We start from the raw sequence: 16,812 nt of genomic DNA on the forward strand, positions 1-16,812 counted from the left end.
TAGCTTACTCAAATAAAAATTGCTGGTTTACTTAAATGTATTTATCTTATTCTGTTCAATTTTCAAAGATCTTGTTGCCTTCAAGCAACTCGTTTATTGTATCATCTGCTCGAATTTGTGTCAACACTTTTTTTCTTTAGTGTTTTTTCATCAACTCTCGCGACAACAAAACTTATTATATCACCATATACAGTATCCACTTTTTATTATACACTATTTTTTGATAATTATTCTCTATATACTTTATTTTTCTCAATATTTCTCACTAAAATACAAAGTGATACACAAGGATGTGTTTAACTTGTAATATAGACTTTTTATGACTATATTGCTGCTCATAACTGCTTTTTCCACAATAAATTATTAGTAATTAAATTTAGATTTTGCAAACTCCAAGCTTATTTTTACCATATTCCTACCCTATCTTCTGGTTTTACATACATTTTATCTCCTTCTTTTATGTTATAAGTTTTATAAAAATCTTCAAATTGTGATAACACAACATTTACTCTAACTTTTTTAGGTGCGTGTGGATCATTATTTAATAGGTATTCTTTTAATTCTTTTGTTGATACTTCCCTCCAAATTGTCGCGTAGTTTTCAAATAACTCCTTCAATTTAGGATCTTCATTTCTCTTAGCAATATCTAATACACAAGCTATTCCTCCTAAATCGCTTATATTTTCACCAACAGTTAAAAATCCATTTACACATTTTTCATCACAGATTTTTATATTTGAATAATACTCCACAACTTTTTTACTTCTATTAGTAAATTCTTTATAATCTTTCTCACTCCACCATTTTTTCAACCTGCCTGTATCATCGAATTGTGATCCTGTATTATCAAAAGCATGAGTAAGTTCATGACCAATAACAGCACCAATACCACCAAGGTTTTTTTCTTTATTTGCATTCTTATCGTAAAATGGAGCTTGTAATATTCCTGCTGGGAATACTATTTCATTATTTAAAGCATTATAATATGCATTCACTGTACACGCACCCATATGCCATTCATTTTTATTGACGGGCTGATTTAATTTAGAAAATTGTTGTTTACTTTGTTCAACATAAACATTTAATATATTTTCAACTAAGGTTCCTCCATCGTCATAAGAATTTATTTGTATATTACTATAATCATTCCACTTATCTGGATATCCTATCTTAACGTTTATATTTTCTAATTTCTTTATTGCCTTTTCTTTTGTTCTTTTGCTCATCCATGAATTATTTTGTAATCTATTTTCAAAATTCTTTATTATTTCTCTTGCCATATTTTCTACATTAACTTTAGATTCTTTATCAAAATATCTATTTACATATAGCTTACTAATAATTTCATTTAATTGATTATTTACAAACTTAACACCATAAAACTCATTTAAATCTGTAATCTCAGCACCATAAAATATTTGTCTTAATTTATTACTTGCCTCTCTGTGTGCAGAAGTTAAAAAATTGTCTGTACTTAACAATATATTAGTCTTTAAATAACTTTTCATATTTTCTAGATTTTCTTGTGTAAAAAGTGCATTTACTAATTTTAGCTGCTCTGGATTTTCAACTATTATCTTGTCAGGTTTATTTATACTTAATTGAGATAACAATTGTGAAAAATTAATATTAGGCATCAACTTTTCCAATTTTTTAAGAGTATATACATTATATGATTTTTCTATTCTATTTTCGTCTCTAGCTTCTTCTTCGTATGATGGTATCTTTTGTGCAAGCCCTTTTTCAATTTCATAAAAGATATCTGCATGTTTTTTGGCTTCAATTAAATTTTCTCCACATAAATTATGCAATTTAATCACATAATCCACATAAACTTGTTTTACTTCATTGCTTTTTCTGCTGGTATCTTTATAATAGAGTGAATTTCCTAACCCAAGATTACTATTAGATATATACAATACGTTTTTACTGCTATCCTTATAATCTGGGCCAACACTTAAATTAATTAATGGCTGAAAATATGAAAATTCATTATCTCCTAAAATACACTTCAATGCTTCTATATCTTTTATTTCATCAATTTTATTAATATATTTTTCTAGAGGTTTTATTCCTAATTCATTTCTTTTATTTATATTCAAATAATTATTAAACAAATTTATAACTTTAATTTCATCGCTATTTTTCTCATACTTATCCTTATTTCTTTGAATTTCTAATATTATGTTAAGAATATCTTGATTTACTTTTCCACAAACTTCTTCAAATGTTCCATAAGAAATGCATCCTTCTTCGAGTACTGTATTAGCTAACCATTCTTTATTTACTGCATTATAAAAATCATCCTGTACTCTTGTATCTCTAATTATTTCAACTTTTCTATCATTTTGTACACTTGTTAAGTTTAAATTCAAGTTATATGCATACGCAATATCGCTTAAAGGCAGTAATATACTCATAATAAATGCCATTAATATTGTTAAGATTTTCTTTAGTGCTCTTCTTTCCATATTCTGCCTCCTCTAAATGCTACGTATTTTTAATTAAAAATTAGTAATATCCAAAATACATTCTAAGGTTATTATTTAATTTATTTATATAAATAATGCATGATTTAAAAATAAAAAAACTACCTTATGATATTTTTAATATCATAAGGTAGTTTTACTGGAAAATATCATTTAAAATACTACTGCAGCAATTATAATTCCAATTGAAATCATAAATCCAGCTATAACAATAGCCACTGCAATATTTTTTTCTCTTAGTTCATGATTAAAATCAACTTTGGTTAAGACCTTATCAAAAAACCAATAACCAAAAACTAAAAGTAAAATGCCGATTAATCCAAATATGATGCTTAATACAATATTATTCAATACATTATTCATAAACTTCTCCTCCTTTTTCATAGTTAGTGATAATTTTATTTAATATATGTAGGTATATATATGGCATTTTTATTAGTTACAAAATCACCCATTCTTGTGAATACTCCAGATGGTTCATCATCTGTTACGTATACTCCAATCACAGGATATTGATAGTTATTATCTTCACCTATTGTTGAATAAATCTTATTCTCTAACGGCCTTATATTAACTCTATTTTGATAAATAACATCCTCAATTTCTACATCTCTTTTGTTACAACTTAAACAAACACCTTCTCCTTCTCTTGAAAGGTATGGCTTAACAACATAATCAGAAGAAAGCTTATAATCCCTTTCCAAACAAGTATATGGTATATATTTTTCAATGAACTTTTCATCTTCTTCAGTAAAAAATCCTTTTCCCACGAGTTCATGAATCACAGCAAAAAATGCTTTAGACTGAATTATCAAAGTATGCCCGGGATTTATCAAATAGTCTCCGCTATTTAAAATTTCAATTAGTTTTTTCATTTCTTCTTCATAATAAAACCAATCTAATGGATAGTGCCTATAAATCGCATCGAGTTCTCTTCCATAAAGGTATAGCTTATCACCTATAACCTCCAAATCATATATATTGCCAAAAATAACTTCATAACCATCTAATTCTCTTAAAATTTCAGCTATCAATTTACTTGTATAAATATCTTCATAATACCAGGAAGTTACAACTCCAATATTTTTTATTTCTTTTTTCTTTTTTAATTCATTTAATATATTAGAGAAAGTATTTATCATATAACGCTTAAGATCCTTATTGGGATTTTTATATTCAAGCTTAAGCCTTTGCTTAATTATAACACTCCCTCCAACTGATTCCACTAAGCCAGCAGGAGTTTCCGAATTGAACTCCAAAATATGTAACTCACCATTATTATCAATAGCAAAATCAATTCTCCCTAATGCACACAATGCAGAAGTATAAGATTTAGATACCAACCTATAAAGCGCATCTGGTATTCCTAATATTGGACCAAATAGCTCCATGTTTTTTTGAATATAAGGATAAAGCTTTTTTAATAGGCTGCAAAACTTATTACTCACTAAATACATTTCTTCATAAATATCTTTATCAATAATAAGTGAATTCAATGAAATGTACTCATAATTATTTGTATATGCCCCTGTAAAATCATATTTAAAAGTAATTTCATCTACTACATCCTCCCAAATTTCCTTTCTATTTTTAGATTCATATTTCTCTATTGAGATTGGAAACTCTTCAACTCCCAAAGGGCACATCCAGGTATAATTGTCATTAGTTAAAAAACTCTTACTCCACCTAACTAAGAAACCTTGTACTTTATCTCTTATTAAATAAACTCCAAAATTCCCAAAAGCTAAAGTAGGTATATTCATATTATAGGGTCCTGGAACATAAGTATATTCTTCTTTTATTTCAATAAGATCTTGCTTTACATGTATTTTTTTATTTTCAAGTACATACATAACTTTATCTTTCCATTTATCTTCTGAATAAATCTTTCCAATATACACTTCTTGACTATATCTGCCTAATGAAGCTTTAATCACGTACTTATCCTTATTTGTTATTACTTCCTCTACCTGATTCCATTTAAACAGTTCTGTATAAGGAATGAATTTACTAATAATCTCCTTATCCCTGCGCGACAATAGCTCTGAATCTTTTTTAACTAATTCCCATAGATAAGCAAGAAATCCTTTTGCCTGTATTGCTACAATTCTAGGATCATTAATTAATAATAACTTCCCCTTATCAACGCAATTTAAAACTTCATTTATATTAGTAATTTCATGAAAAAATTCAGTAGGAAATAACCTTAAAATTATTGGTAGTTTTACTTCTGAATAAGCATATACTTGCCCCTCTTTTACAGACAAATTATTTGGCCCAACCAAAACAATATTTATGTTAGTATTTTTTAAAATATGTTTAAAATAGTAACCATGATGCAACTCTTCATAATGGCACGGATCCATCAAAAATCCCACATTAATTATCTCTTCACTGTTTTCATACTTGTTACAAATCTCCATAAGCTGGCTTATAAAATTCATCAAGAAATCTTTATTTAAATTTCCTCTAAAATCACTTTTCCCAGCCAAGTCCATCTCTTTTTGTCCGCAAGGCTTGTCGTAATTAAATTCAGCAAAAAAAATATTATTATTAATATCATTAAAAGTATCATATCTTGCCCAAAACATTGGCGCTATTGGACACTTTAAATTAAATATTTTATCCTTAAGTGGAAAATCATCAAAGTAATTTAATGCACATTTGTGTATCCCTGTAATATTATTTAATATATTTAATGAAATTCTATTTATTTCTTCACTATAATCTACCATATTGCTATATGTAATTTTATCAAAATAGAATGGTATTTGTGAATGCACATACTCTTCTCCTAAAGAACTTACCATATAGTTGTTAAATAATACTTCTTCAGTATAAGCCAATTGCTTTTCCATGCTTCACCCCATCCCCATAATAAATTTATCACTTTGAAATTTATTAAATATGTATTGTTCTAACTAGATGAACTTCCACCTACAGATCCAGAATATCCTGAAGATTTACCTCCAGATGATCCTGTTATTCCACTCTTTCCACCATTTGAAGAACCACTTTCAATAGATGAACCGCTGCTTGACGAACTCCCTGATGACCAGCCACTAAAACCATGCCATCCTCCATAATATCCTCCGCCAGAATATCCTCCACCAGCACCATTATTCTGCTCTTCTTCTTTTTCCTTATCTGTTTTAGGCGTATAGCAGCCTCCTAATCCAAGTGGACTACTAATAGAAAATGCTGTCGCTACTGCTATAGATAACGCTCTTTTTTTATTCTCCTTTACTAGTTGCTTAAAATCTTTCATTATTCCCTCACCTTTATGATTTCTACTGTTATATGCTTATTAATAAAATTTATATACTCTTCTAAGTCTTTCTTAATTTTGTCCTTAGTAAAAATAATAAGCTTACTATATTTAAATTCCTTGAGTATTTCCAAACTTGGAAGATCATCTTCTCCTATACCATACTGATTATTTAAGTGATCCTTCAAATAACTGTTTTCTAACCCATCCTCATATCTGTTAAAAGGTATCAACATAACAATCTTCTTAGAATTTATATCTTTCAATTTTAATCCATTAATTATTAATTTGCTAATATCCTTCTTGTCACCAACTATCCCAAAAGAATGAAATAGAAGATTAATATTTAAAAGGGGTTTTATATTATAATCGTTATTTAGCATCAAAGCTAAATCCAAAATTTCCTTAAGTGGTAGATCAACTATTATAAAAGTTCTTTCTTTAGAACTCTCTAATATTCCTTGTAACAGCTCTTTATTAAACTCAATATTATTTTCGTCATTTAATAGAAAATCCTCATAAGTTTGTAAAGAAACAAAAGAACTACTTCTAAAATAGCATTGAAAAGGTCCTAATCCTTTTTTCCATTTTCTATATATATCAATTAAGTCAATATCTACAAGCCTCATGAATTTGCCTACCTTTCATAGGTAACAGCATAAATTCCATCTAAGGATATAGATTGCTTATAACCATCATCTGTTATAAATACAAAATGGCTGTCACCACATTCACTTTCACAAACTTCTCCCTTAAAAGAAATTTCAGGTGAAGAATTTTGCCAAGAATTAATATTAGAATATACGTTAATCTCTCTTGCATAAGATAAAAATCCATAAGAAAGCTTATAAATTATTGCAAAATTATTTTTCAAAGAAATTCTCTGTCTATAATTCTTGTAATCAATAATAGTATCAATAGCTAGTACTCCATTGTATAAAGAGCTAACTTCACCCTCAAGAACCTCTGTAGGTTTATCCTCAAACCATTCATTATAGGTTTTATAAATAAAAACTTCCATATTTACCTCTCAATTAATATATTCTCTATATTATACCATACAATTAGTATTTACATCTAAATCAGCTAGCGTATGCCCTTGCTTTAAAGTTTTATCTTCCATATAAGTTTTCGTCATTAAATATTGTTTTCAAATTATTATGACATTCCTCTATTTCTCTTGGAACATCTATGTGAACAATAAATTGCTTTCCACGCGGACCATACCCATTAATATCATCTCTTAACCTTGGTATTTCTCCCATTATAAGTTCTATAAATCTTTCTTCTGTCCAAATCCCATCTATACCTTTATTAGCAAGCCTCAAATTATCATCTAGAGCAGGAATAAATGGTGCATAATTTATGAGTTTTATTTTATTATTATCTACGTATTTTGAAAACGATGCATAAGTTCTAAGCTGCATGGCAGGATCTTGTATTAACATAAGCGATTCATATAAAATCCCTAATTTGTTTAATATCTCTATTGCTTTACACGCATTATCTCCACAATTAGTGGATTTATTTTCAATTATAATATCTTCACTTGGAATATTATAATGCTTAGTCATAATATCAAAAAATACATCTGCCTCTGCTCTATCCTTAACTTCTACAAAGTTTAATTCACCATTCTTTTTTATTTCTTCCATCAATAAGGACGTAGAGTGTCCTATTCCACCATTAATAAGAATTTTCTTGCATAAATTTTTGTTATACGCTTCCACAGCACATTTTATAGTATATAGTATAGAATTTCCTAACAACACCAACACGTCTACCTTCTTAAGACCAAATGCTTTTTCCAATTCCTCTGAGTTCAAACTGCTAATATCTCTAACAGCTAGAAATTTAGCTATTGCATTAATACATTGTTGTATTTTCTCATTCTTCATAAGATCCCTCCGAATAACTCATATTACCATACTATTTATATATTACTTTTTATCATAGCTTCATAAAATTGTTTTGGTGTAATTCCATACTCATTCTTAAATGCTCTAAAAAAATTAGAATAATCGCCAAAACCACACTGTTTATAAACATCTGTGATTGGCATTTCTTTAAGTATAAATTCTTTTGAATGTATCAGTTTTTTTTGAACAATATATCTATGAATTGTAGTTCCTGTATACTTTTTAAATTCTCTTGAAAGGTGGAATTTACTGAGATAAAATTTTTCACTTATTTCATCAATGGTAATTTCCTCTTCAACATGATTATTAATATATTCAATTATTCCATCTATAAGATTACTCTTTTTTATTTCCACACTTAATTCAGTATTCTCATTAAGTGCCAAATTATTAATATGTACCATAAGTTCTGTCATATAGGCTTTATAAAGCAATTCATAGCCAGCTCCTTTATAATTTTCTAGGCTGACTAGTTTATTTAGAATAAATCTAATATTTTTCTTTTGTTCAAAATCAGTACTTAGCACATTCTTTTTCTTATTACTTTCAAAACAAAGTGATAGATCCATTTCCTCACTTGAAAGTCTCTTTAAAAAATCTCTGCTTATCCAAAGAACAACTCTTTCATAAATCCCTTCTTCTGAATTTATAATAGCTTGATGGAGTTCTTTGGAGTTAACTAAAACAATATTTCCAGGTTCTAAATAATAAGATTTACCTTCTATCAAATATGTTACATCCCCTGAAATAAAAAAGTAAAATTCATAAAAATCATGATGATGAATAGTTACACTCCTAATATCATCATTTTGATAATGATAAATTTCATAATCAGTTGATAGCATATATTGCCTTGTTTCATATTTATGAGTCTTGCTTTTCATCATTCCTCCTCCTAAGTATCGCTTGAATCTATATAGTTTTGGGAAAACATGCATCATTTAATTATAATATTATTTTATACTAGTAATTTTTACAAGTTTTTTAGAAATATAAACACATTAACTATGATGAATATTAATATAAAGTCTGTATTTATAATTATCAATATATTTAATACTATTATCACAAAAAATGTCCAACATATCTTTCAGAAACTGGATTAATAAAAGCTTACTGAGTAGGAATGAAACATGTTCTACTCAGTAAGCTAAATCAAAATTGCTTTTAATTCACTTTAAATTTAGAAATTTCACTTGATAACGATAAAGAAAGTTCATCTAAATGGGCAGATGCACCTTTTAAATTACTTTTTTATTTTTTATAAAAATTTCTCTTTTTCTAAATTGCATAATTTAACCACACAGAAAATTCCTATTACAGCAATTAATCCTGCCATTGTTACATCAGTCAAGAAATGTTTTTCCATCACTAGTCTTGAAAATCCACCTATTACAGAATAAATAATTGCAAAAATCATAATCTTCTTCTTTAAATTGAAGTTAGCTGGATTAACAAACAATGGTAAGAAGAATGACATAACAAAGCAACGTGTATGCCCTGAAGGAAATGATGTATAGTCCCCTTTACCAAGCATACCATTAATATTAAACCAACTTTCAAATGCTTCTTTTCCAGATGTAATTAAAAGTGGTCTTGGACGACTAATATAATCTTTAATTTGATTAACAATTTCTGCAGTTGCAGTATCAATAAATACACCAGCTATTCCTATGAATACTAAACGGCTGACTTGACGATCCTCAAGTTTGTTTAACCAAAATTTTTGAATTAATAAATGAAATATAGCATATAAAACAATATAACCAATTATGAACATAATGCCATTTAAACTATTATCTACTACAAATTTATACTTATTAGATATACCTACAGCTGCACCTGCTTGATAATTCATAATAGCTTGTCCAACTTGACCTAACATTTCAATAAAATAATCCCAAAAACGTGTAAGAGGAAAAAGAAAAGCAAAAGTACAACAAATAACTTTAATGACTGCATTTGTCTCTAAACGTTTACTTTTTTGATAAATAATTTCACCAGCTAAAACAGGTATAATTACATTTGGTATTGCACCAGCATCTTGTAAAAACGCTGCCCAGTAGGAATTAGTATTAGATGCTAAAAAAGCTAAACTTTTATCAAATATAGTCCCCACTATAAGCAAACCTGCCATTACTACTAAAGTAATTTTAATAAATTTATCGGTAAAAATCTCCTTTCCTTCTAAAGTTACACCTTCCATTTCTCTACTTTTGTGCATAAAATTCACCCTTTCAATAAATTATACTATTATTGTAAACTACAACCTTTTTTGAAAGTGAATTCAAATTACCAAAAAATATTGTTATATTATCAGACCATTACTGCTATATGATTTTAATATTCTGGAATCCCCATAGAACTTAAGCCTCAAAAGTTCTTAATTTTAATTATTGATTTTTTTAGAAACAAAAATTATTAAAAACTAACATCTTTTAATAGTTAATCAATATTATCGTGTAAAGACATGTTATAATTTATATATAATTTTTATATTAATGCTATTTTAAGTTAGTAAATCTAGGAGAAGGTAAAATATGAAAATATATAATATTGATGAAATATATACTGAAGTAATATCATTATTAAGAATGACAAAAATATTTGATTTAGATGAGCATACAAAAATTGTAAGTAATACTATTTACAGTACAATGCATTACGACATGAATCCATACTTAGTGGTTGAAAATGAATATATATTGCGAGTAAATGAACGTGGAAAGATAATTATAGAATATAGAACAAAAGATATAGATGAAGCCTTATATTGGATTTTATTAGAAATTTCATGGACTATTTCTTGCAAAGTTATTAATGGCGATAATGACTGGAAAATTCAAAATTCAAACAGAAAAACTTTGGTAGAAAAACTTTTCAAAGATATTTGTTATAAATATTATGATTGGTACAAAAGAGATAGGAATATTTTTAATTTCAATAATTCTGATTTTTATAATTCATAATAAACTAACACTTGGTCATCCACTATACTGTTACTTTCTAACATAGTATAATCGTTTATTATTTTATACTGAATAATCACAATGCTTTTACTTGGAATTACCAAATTATCCGCCCTCCTTTCTTAAAACTTAAAAATAATTTTATTAAAAAAGCACATTATTCTAAATGAATGATGTGTTTTTGAATTTACTATTCTACATTATTTGTTAGAGCTCCCTAAAAATCTTTATGATCAATTATAAGAATTTCATCGTTAATATACCACTTTATTTCTAGTTCTTTATTAAATTCACGCCTATTTCAAATGCTTTTTGACAATCTAATGGGAATTGAATTTTTCTATATTCTGCTTTTTCTTCTTCTGAGAAGGATTCAACTTTATATTTTGAGTAATCATCAAATTGATAAGTATTATTTGAATACATAACTAATGGTTTTGTGAATATATGTCCAATATTAAATTCCATACGCTCGAAAGTTTTTAAATAACCAATTTGCTTCATTAATTCTTCTTTAACATTCATTGTATAAATGAATGCTGTTGGCATCCTCTTTGGCGCCAGTGAAGTACCATTATTATCATACACAAGGTAGGGGAATAATAGTCTTTCTAAAAATGATAGTAATTGCCCTGTTACATTACTAAAATATACTGGAGAACTAAAAATAAGCCCATCAGCTTGAGATACCTTTTCTAAAACTTCTTGAAGATCGTCTTTTACTGCACATTTTCCATAACTTTTACTTCCAAGTCTTTTGCATGCAAAGCAACTTTTGCACCCAGTATAGTTTAAATCATATAAATTAATTATTTCAATTTCAATTTCCTTATCTTTTGAAGATTCTTTTACTCCATCTAAAGCTTTTTGAAGTAATGTGGCTGTATTTTTATTTTTTCTTGGACTTCCGTTAATACCATAAACTTTCATATTAGCACTCCTCTTTCTATATATTTTTCTTTATAGTTTTTTATTATTAATTTCTTTGTTATAATTAATGTAACATAAGAGCACAGATATACAAGTATGCAGTTTTTTCTGTTTCAGTATAAAAAGTATACTATTGACTTTGAAGGAGTTGTGTTTATGGGTGATTATATGAATTATGATAAAGAATTCCCTGCTGATAATATATATGAAAGAAAATGTCCTGTTATATATGCACTTGATATTTTAGGTCAAAAATGGAAACTACCTATCTTGTGGTGTTTATCTAGCAAAGATTTTACTAGATATAATGAATTAAAACGAAAAATTAAAGGTATTACTAATATGATGCTTACAAAGTCCTTAAAAGAATTAGAAGAACATAAGCTAATTGTTAGAACTCAATATGAAACCATTCCTCCTAGGGTTGAATATTCTTTGACAGAAAGAGGTAAAGCCTTGCTTCCCACATTTAAGGAATTATATATATGGGGTGAAGAACAACTTAAACTTGATAAGTCGAAATCAAATTATAAATAATATAAAATAAAGGGATAGTATATAAATTTAAGTAAAAATAAATCTATATATTGTCCCTATTATTATGAATTTATGTATTATGTATCATACTATAACTTATTTGTGGTTATGTATTCTTAGAATTTAATTTATGGAAAATTGGGTGTCTAAATGGAGGCTGCGTGGTATAATTCCATTTGTATATCCTTATTAACTCTTAATAACATACATTCTCTATGATACACTACTGCTTGATCATCTGCTATGTTATTACTTTCTGATATTATGTATTTATCTAATACTCTTTGAGGTACTATATATTGACCGTTAGCATCTATAAGCATTGATAAATTAAAAATACCAACATTTTAGTCTTACACTAAAGTGTTGGTATTACTCATTTTATGGTGCACTTGGTGCGATTCGAACTCACGACTTCTGGATTCGATATCTTCATTTTTCATTTAATACAAGTTATTCTCTAAACGTTAGTATTTAAGCCATTTTATCAACTGTATTTTTTGATTACAACTAAGTATTTTTTAATAATGGTGCAATCTGTTGCACCATAAATATTCAATTTTATTTATTCATGTAGTAATACATGCACCTTCATAATCAACCTTTTATTAAATACTTCAAAAAATAGCGTAATATGACAGTATCAGTCTTTGAATTTACTTCTTCCATCTATCTTATTAACATTTACTTAAATGTAGATAACTCTTATAAACGCATTGTATTATATGAATTACTTATTATTAATTTAGTAAAATTAATCTTTTTCCAAATTCCTACTATATAAATAATTCATCTTAGATTTTACAAATAGTCTTTATTCTTTGAGTAAAGTCAATTTAAACACTAACTTTGGCTAGAGTATTATCAATACAAATCTTAATTAGTAATCTTCTTATAAGACTAAATTTTACAATTGAATAATAAATAAAATTGAAGCCTTTGAAAAAAGATATTCTAAAGTACTAGCAGATGGCTTTAAAGAAGATTATATTACAAATAGCAAATCATACTTGAAAAAGAAATCTAAGAAAAGTACTAGTCTTAACCTACTTAATAGATTATGTGGATATAACGACAAAATACTTGCCTTTATGTATGACTTTGATAATAATCTTGCAGAGCGTGACCTGCGCATGACTAAGGTTAAACAAAAAATCTCTGGAACATTTAGAAGTAAAGATGGTGCAAAAGCATTTACTAGAATTCGTGGATATGTATCCACGGTTCAAAAAAATGGATTAAACGCTCTAGATTGTATAAAATCAGCATCTACTTCAAATATTCTAGATCCGACCTTAGTGTAACTAAGATATTTTCAAGGGGTATTAATTAAGTTGATACCCCTATTTGCTATATCTAAAATTACACTTACTAAAAATTAAATTACTATAACTGAATAGTTACCCTTTATTATATGGATAATAGCTTAATTTATCCATATCAATTACTTTTTTCTAAACGCTCTATTGTCTGCATACACCATGCTATTGACGCTTCTTCTTCCTTAATCCCAGCATCTATTACCAATTCAGTAAACAACTTATATTTTTCTGGATCTTCTGTCGTAGGTAAATTACAAGTATTACCCGCTAGTCTTTTGTATAAAGATTCCAATGCCATTTGATGCAATTTAAGCTGTTCTTTAACTTGTTTAATTAATATTTCTTTATCAAACTTTACACCTACCAAAAGTTTAGCTAGAAATAACTTCCTTGTTTGAGGAAGTGGCGTAGTTTCTTCCATCCATTTCTCTAATTCTATTCTACCTTTTTCTGTAATGTTATAAATCTTGCTATTGGGTGTTCCCTCATTAATTTGAATCTCCATATCAAGAAGCTCTTCCTCTTTCATGGCTCCTAGAGTTGGATATATTTGACTTAAATTTACGTTCCAAAAATTATTAATGGAATTATCTATCAACTGTTTTAGCTCATACCCAGTCATGCTCTGTATATTAATAAAACCTAATAAAATGTGTTTTAAAGACATATTTTTATATTCCCTTCTAATCTATTTCATTTCTAACCATTACTTCATTCATTAAATATTTATTTTCATCTCATCTATAGTTATATTAGGGTTTTTATATCTTTCTTTTCCTTCTGTACCTTTACCATATTGAATAGCTTTTACTGGACATAGATTAATACAACCTAGACATTGAGCGCAGTCTTTTCCCCATTTAGGTTTTCCTTCAACTTTTATGGTGTTATAGCTACATACACTTTCACAAATACCACAACCTATACAGTTATCATTAGCATAGAATTTCTTAGTACTCCTACCAGCTTTATTAAACAATAAATTTATAATGCTTGACAAGAATAACGGCATCGTTCCTTTTTCAATTTGAAAGCCATTCTTTTTTCTATCTTTTATAACTTTATTTATATATTTTAATGAGTCTTCTGCTTCTAAAAGTTTTTTATCTACTATTTCTTTTGGGTCAATATTTTTACTTGTAATATAATTCGTAGGCATTATTAAAGAAAATCCACTATCTAGCATAATATTCTTTTTCTCTAAAGAAGAACTTAAAACTTTCATTAAATTCCCAACACTTGTAGCACAGGTAGCTACTGAAAAAACATAATTTTTTTTATAATTATTGAAATTAATTTTACTTATAAACTCCAAAACTATTTCTGGTGGAGCCCACGCATATGTTGGATATACAAAACCTATAACTTCATTTTCTTTTAGATTATAATCAAAGACTTTTTTTTCTTTTTTCATTTCAGCTGCTATAGAAATTAACTGTTCACCATTATACTCTGCAATATTTTTAGCTATCTGTAAAGAGTTCCCCGTTCCCGAAAAATAAAATATCATATTAATACACTCCTTAATATATTTTATTAAAATTATCATTCATATACAATCAATTATATATATAATAATTTATATATATAATTGATTATATAATATATTACACCAATAAACTTGTCAAGAATTTTATTATTAATTTTCATTTACACTGAAGTTCTTTTATTATAATAACGTAGTTGACAACAAATAAACCTAGAATTATTATTTATTATAAACATTCCACATAAATTTCCTAGTTCCTAACCCATCTGTGACTTACAATAATTATTGGCATATCTAAGTGCTACTTTAGGTTTTTTCTCATATCTATTCTTTAAAGTTTCAATTAAATTGACATAATTACCAATCATAATAGAATTTTTCATTATTATTTCCCTATAAATAACATATCCTTTATAGGATAACTTGCTTCCCCTAGCAGTTTATCTTTTTTTCTGTTGCATCCTTCAAAAAGTAGTGTAATACAACAGTATCAGTAACAGTTTATTTATAATTAAATAGCAATAATATTATTACTGCCAGTACTGCTTATTTGCACTTAAGAAACTATTATGGATAGACATTTCAACTTTTTATTTACTTCTTCTATACATATTATTTAATTCTAATTCATATTTCATACTAAGAAAACTTTCCATAATAATCTCCAATACTACGTTAACAAGAATCTAAGACAAAAAACTCATATCGAGATGTGCCAATAAATGATAATTTATTAGATTTACTTAAAGAGCATAAGAAAAAACAACAGTTAGAAATTGAAAATAATAAAGATGTATATAATAATGACTTCCTTATTTTTGCTACTCCTACAGGAAATTATTTAAGTTTTAGTAATGTCAGAAAAATATTCAAAAAAATAATTAAAAATTATAATAATTCAGTAGCAGAAGAAGAAAATTCAACTTTATTACCTGATATAAGACTTCATGATATGAGGCATACCTTTGAGACTAGATTATTCGAGAATGGTGTCGCTCCCAAAACAGTCCAATCACTGCTTGGACACGCTGATATAACAACTACATTGAATATCTATACACATGTTATGAAAGATAAAAAAGATGAAGCCGTAGATACTATAAATCATCTATTTAAACTAGGATAGATCTATAATATTTTTCACTTTTTTAATTTCATTGCACTATTTTAGCAAAAAAATAAGAGTCGTAGAAACCTACAACCCTTGGTATTGGTGCACTTGGTGAGATTCGAACTCACGACTTCTGGATTCGAAGTCCAACGCTCTATCCAACTGAACTACAAGTGCATATTGACTTAAATATAAATAAAAACAACTGTTTACAGTTGTTTTGTTGGAGCGGGTAGTGGGAGTCGAACCCACCTTTTCAGCTTGGAAGGCTGGAGTATTACCGATATACGATACCCGCATATATTTTTTTATTATGTTTATTTTTTTTATGGAGCGGGTAGTGGGAGTCGAACCCACCTTTTCAGCTTGGAAGGCTGGAGTATTACCGATATACGATACCCGCATATATTTTTTTATTATGTTTATTTTTTTTATGGAGCGGGTAGTGGGAGTCGAACCCACCTTTTCAGCTTGGAAGGCTGGAGTATTACCGATATACGATACCCGCGCAACATATTATACTTGATGGAGCGGAAAACGGGATTCGAACCCGCAGCCTCCACCTTGGCAAGGTGGCACTCTACCGTTGAGTCATTTCCGCTTATTTGGTGCAGATGAAGAGAGTCGAACTCTTACACCGTTAGGCGCTAGATCCTAAGTCTAGTGCGTCTGCCAATTCCGCCACACCTGCATATAAAAAAAATTTTGGTGGCTCACCCGGGAATCGAACCCGGGACACCATGATTAAAAGTCATGTGCTCTACCGACTGAGCTAGTG

Annotated in this window: 16 protein-coding genes, 6 tRNA genes and 2 pseudogenes; 4 read left to right on the forward strand and 20 right to left on the reverse strand. The window is 27.9% G+C overall.

Going from position 1 to position 16,812, the window contains the following annotated elements; genetic code table 11:
• Positions 1 to 404: 404 nt before the first annotated feature.
• The 9 genes from L3B98_RS28275 to L3B98_RS28315 all read right to left on the reverse strand — a co-directional run bounded on the left by L3B98_RS28275 (position 405) and on the right by L3B98_RS28315 (position 9,900).
• Positions 405 to 2,471 (reverse strand): M13 family metallopeptidase, encoded by a 2,067-nt coding sequence (locus tag L3B98_RS28275; RefSeq protein WP_015390628.1) that lies wholly within the window; start codon positions 2,469 to 2,471, stop codon positions 405 to 407.
• 171 nt (positions 2,472 to 2,642) lie between these two features.
• Positions 2,643 to 2,852: a DUF350 domain-containing protein gene (locus L3B98_RS28280; RefSeq protein ID WP_015390627.1), complete on the reverse strand. Its 210-nt coding sequence runs from the start codon at positions 2,850 to 2,852 to the stop codon at positions 2,643 to 2,645.
• A 35-nt stretch (positions 2,853 to 2,887) separates the two neighbouring features.
• On the reverse strand, positions 2,888 to 5,347 hold the full coding sequence (locus L3B98_RS28285) for a glutathionylspermidine synthase family protein (protein WP_238919146.1): 2,460 nt from the start codon (positions 5,345 to 5,347) through the stop codon (positions 2,888 to 2,890).
• 59 nt (positions 5,348 to 5,406) lie between these two features.
• On the reverse strand, positions 5,407 to 5,757 hold the full coding sequence (locus L3B98_RS28290; protein WP_238919147.1) for a hypothetical protein: 351 nt from the start codon (positions 5,755 to 5,757) through the stop codon (positions 5,407 to 5,409).
• Positions 5,757 to 6,386, reverse strand: coding sequence for a normocyte-binding protein (locus L3B98_RS28295; RefSeq protein ID WP_238919148.1), 630 nt, complete (start codon positions 6,384 to 6,386; stop codon positions 5,757 to 5,759). The genes L3B98_RS28290 and L3B98_RS28295 overlap by 1 nt, the downstream gene beginning before the upstream one ends.
• Before the next feature lie 8 nt (positions 6,387 to 6,394).
• On the reverse strand, positions 6,395 to 6,778 hold the full coding sequence (locus L3B98_RS28300; protein ID WP_077360160.1) for a hypothetical protein: 384 nt from the start codon (positions 6,776 to 6,778) through the stop codon (positions 6,395 to 6,397).
• Positions 6,779 to 6,869: 91 nt separating this feature from the next.
• Entirely contained in the window at positions 6,870 to 7,655 is a 786-nt protein-coding gene (locus L3B98_RS28305; RefSeq protein ID WP_015390622.1) for a YdcF family protein, read from the reverse strand.
• A gap of 35 nt (positions 7,656 to 7,690) precedes the next feature.
• Positions 7,691 to 8,560, reverse strand: coding sequence for an AraC family transcriptional regulator (locus L3B98_RS28310; protein ID WP_015390621.1), 870 nt, complete (start codon positions 8,558 to 8,560; stop codon positions 7,691 to 7,693).
• Between the two features lie 377 nt (positions 8,561 to 8,937).
• On the reverse strand, positions 8,938 to 9,900 hold the full coding sequence (locus tag L3B98_RS28315; RefSeq protein WP_238919149.1) for a phosphatase PAP2 family protein: 963 nt from the start codon (positions 9,898 to 9,900) through the stop codon (positions 8,938 to 8,940).
• A 316-nt stretch (positions 9,901 to 10,216) separates the two neighbouring features.
• Between L3B98_RS28315 and L3B98_RS28320 the strand changes: the two genes are divergently transcribed.
• Positions 10,217 to 10,645, forward strand: coding sequence for an Imm63 family immunity protein (locus L3B98_RS28320; protein ID WP_238919150.1), 429 nt, complete (start codon positions 10,217 to 10,219; stop codon positions 10,643 to 10,645).
• 273 nt (positions 10,646 to 10,918) lie between these two features.
• Here the strand turns inward: L3B98_RS28320 and L3B98_RS28325 are convergent, their stop codons facing one another.
• Positions 10,919 to 11,575, reverse strand: coding sequence for a flavodoxin family protein (locus tag L3B98_RS28325; RefSeq protein ID WP_238919151.1), 657 nt, complete (start codon positions 11,573 to 11,575; stop codon positions 10,919 to 10,921).
• Positions 11,576 to 11,731: 156 nt separating this feature from the next.
• On the opposite strand from L3B98_RS28325, the gene L3B98_RS28330 reads away from it, so the two are divergent.
• Positions 11,732 to 12,112 carry a helix-turn-helix domain-containing protein gene (locus tag L3B98_RS28330; protein ID WP_015390616.1) on the forward strand — a complete coding sequence of 127 codons (381 nt, stop codon included), beginning with the start codon at positions 11,732 to 11,734 and terminating at the stop codon, positions 12,110 to 12,112.
• Between the two features lie 146 nt (positions 12,113 to 12,258).
• On the opposite strand, the gene L3B98_RS28335 is transcribed toward L3B98_RS28330, so the two are convergent.
• On the reverse strand, positions 12,259 to 12,435 hold the full coding sequence (locus L3B98_RS28335; RefSeq protein WP_238919152.1) for a hypothetical protein: 177 nt from the start codon (positions 12,433 to 12,435) through the stop codon (positions 12,259 to 12,261).
• A gap of 597 nt (positions 12,436 to 13,032) precedes the next feature.
• Here L3B98_RS28335 and L3B98_RS28340 point away from each other — a divergent pair.
• Positions 13,033 to 13,416 (forward strand): annotated as a pseudogene (locus L3B98_RS28340) (transposase); the annotation flags it as partial.
• A gap of 136 nt (positions 13,417 to 13,552) precedes the next feature.
• On the opposite strand, the gene L3B98_RS28345 reads toward L3B98_RS28340, so the two are convergent.
• The 3 genes from L3B98_RS28345 to L3B98_RS29045 form a co-directional block, all read right to left on the reverse strand.
• Positions 13,553 to 14,101 (reverse strand): PadR family transcriptional regulator, encoded by a 549-nt coding sequence (locus tag L3B98_RS28345; RefSeq protein ID WP_275298519.1) that lies wholly within the window; start codon positions 14,099 to 14,101, stop codon positions 13,553 to 13,555.
• Positions 14,102 to 14,152: 51 nt separating this feature from the next.
• Entirely contained in the window at positions 14,153 to 14,944 is a 792-nt protein-coding gene (locus L3B98_RS28350; protein ID WP_238919154.1) for an EFR1 family ferrodoxin, read from the reverse strand.
• A gap of 236 nt (positions 14,945 to 15,180) precedes the next feature.
• The gene (locus tag L3B98_RS29045; protein ID WP_275298520.1) at positions 15,181 to 15,306 is read right to left on the reverse strand and encodes a hypothetical protein; all 126 of its coding nucleotides are present in this window, start codon (positions 15,304 to 15,306) and stop codon (positions 15,181 to 15,183) included.
• 314 nt (positions 15,307 to 15,620) lie between these two features.
• Here L3B98_RS29045 and L3B98_RS28355 point away from each other — a divergent pair.
• A pseudogene (locus L3B98_RS28355) lies at positions 15,621 to 16,049 on the forward strand (site-specific integrase); the annotation flags it as partial.
• Between the two features lie 85 nt (positions 16,050 to 16,134).
• Here L3B98_RS28355 and L3B98_RS28360 read toward each other — a convergent pair.
• From L3B98_RS28360 to L3B98_RS28385, 6 genes are all read right to left on the reverse strand, one after another.
• Positions 16,135 to 16,211: transfer RNA gene (locus tag L3B98_RS28360), tRNA-Arg, on the reverse strand.
• A 47-nt stretch (positions 16,212 to 16,258) separates the two neighbouring features.
• Positions 16,259 to 16,332 (reverse strand) — tRNA-Gly (locus L3B98_RS28365).
• A 31-nt stretch (positions 16,333 to 16,363) separates the two neighbouring features.
• A tRNA-Gly gene (locus tag L3B98_RS28370) sits at positions 16,364 to 16,437 on the reverse strand.
• Between the two features lie 31 nt (positions 16,438 to 16,468).
• A tRNA-Gly gene (locus L3B98_RS28375) sits at positions 16,469 to 16,542 on the reverse strand.
• Positions 16,543 to 16,560: 18 nt separating this feature from the next.
• Positions 16,561 to 16,635: transfer RNA gene (locus L3B98_RS28380), tRNA-Gly, on the reverse strand.
• A 5-nt stretch (positions 16,636 to 16,640) separates the two neighbouring features.
• Positions 16,641 to 16,725 (reverse strand) — tRNA-Leu (locus L3B98_RS28385).
• Positions 16,726 to 16,812 lie beyond the last annotated feature (87 nt).

This window comes from Clostridium sp. YIM B02555 (assembly GCF_022320955.1).
In the GTDB taxonomy this organism is placed as follows: Bacteria; Bacillota; Clostridia; order Clostridiales; family Clostridiaceae; genus Clostridium; species Clostridium saccharoperbutylacetonicum.

What these genes read in the sequence shown, in the direction of transcription:
- L3B98_RS28275 (WP_015390628.1), bottom strand. Translation starts at nt 2,471, where the DNA reads ATGGAAAGAAGAGCACTAAAGAAAATCTTAACAATATTAATGGCATTT.
- L3B98_RS28335 (WP_238919152.1), bottom strand. Translation starts at nt 12,435, where the DNA reads ATGCTTATAGATGCTAACGGTCAATATATAGTACCTCAAAGAGTATTA.
- L3B98_RS28345 (WP_275298519.1), bottom strand. Translation starts at nt 14,101, where the DNA reads ATGTCTTTAAAACACATTTTATTAGGTTTTATTAATATACAGAGCATG.
- L3B98_RS28285 (WP_238919146.1), bottom strand. Translation starts at nt 5,347, where the DNA reads ATGGAAAAGCAATTGGCTTATACTGAAGAAGTATTATTTAACAACTAT.
- L3B98_RS29045 (WP_275298520.1), bottom strand. Translation starts at nt 15,306, where the DNA reads ATGAAAAATTCTATTATGATTGGTAATTATGTCAATTTAATTGAAACT.
- L3B98_RS28305 (WP_015390622.1), bottom strand. Translation starts at nt 7,655, where the DNA reads ATGAAGAATGAGAAAATACAACAATGTATTAATGCAATAGCTAAATTT.
- L3B98_RS28330 (WP_015390616.1), top strand. Translation starts at nt 11,732, where the DNA reads ATGGGTGATTATATGAATTATGATAAAGAATTCCCTGCTGATAATATA.
- L3B98_RS28310 (WP_015390621.1), bottom strand. Translation starts at nt 8,560, where the DNA reads ATGAAAAGCAAGACTCATAAATATGAAACAAGGCAATATATGCTATCA.
- L3B98_RS28320 (WP_238919150.1), top strand. Translation starts at nt 10,217, where the DNA reads ATGAAAATATATAATATTGATGAAATATATACTGAAGTAATATCATTA.
- L3B98_RS28290 (WP_238919147.1), bottom strand. Translation starts at nt 5,757, where the DNA reads ATGAAAGATTTTAAGCAACTAGTAAAGGAGAATAAAAAAAGAGCGTTA.
- L3B98_RS28295 (WP_238919148.1), bottom strand. Translation starts at nt 6,386, where the DNA reads ATGAGGCTTGTAGATATTGACTTAATTGATATATATAGAAAATGGAAA.
- L3B98_RS28280 (WP_015390627.1), bottom strand. Translation starts at nt 2,852, where the DNA reads ATGAATAATGTATTGAATAATATTGTATTAAGCATCATATTTGGATTA.
- L3B98_RS28300 (WP_077360160.1), bottom strand. Translation starts at nt 6,778, where the DNA reads ATGGAAGTTTTTATTTATAAAACCTATAATGAATGGTTTGAGGATAAA.
- L3B98_RS28325 (WP_238919151.1), bottom strand. Translation starts at nt 11,575, where the DNA reads ATGAAAGTTTATGGTATTAACGGAAGTCCAAGAAAAAATAAAAATACA.
- L3B98_RS28350 (WP_238919154.1), bottom strand. Translation starts at nt 14,944, where the DNA reads ATGATATTTTATTTTTCGGGAACGGGGAACTCTTTACAGATAGCTAAA.
- L3B98_RS28315 (WP_238919149.1), bottom strand. Translation starts at nt 9,900, where the DNA reads ATGCACAAAAGTAGAGAAATGGAAGGTGTAACTTTAGAAGGAAAGGAG.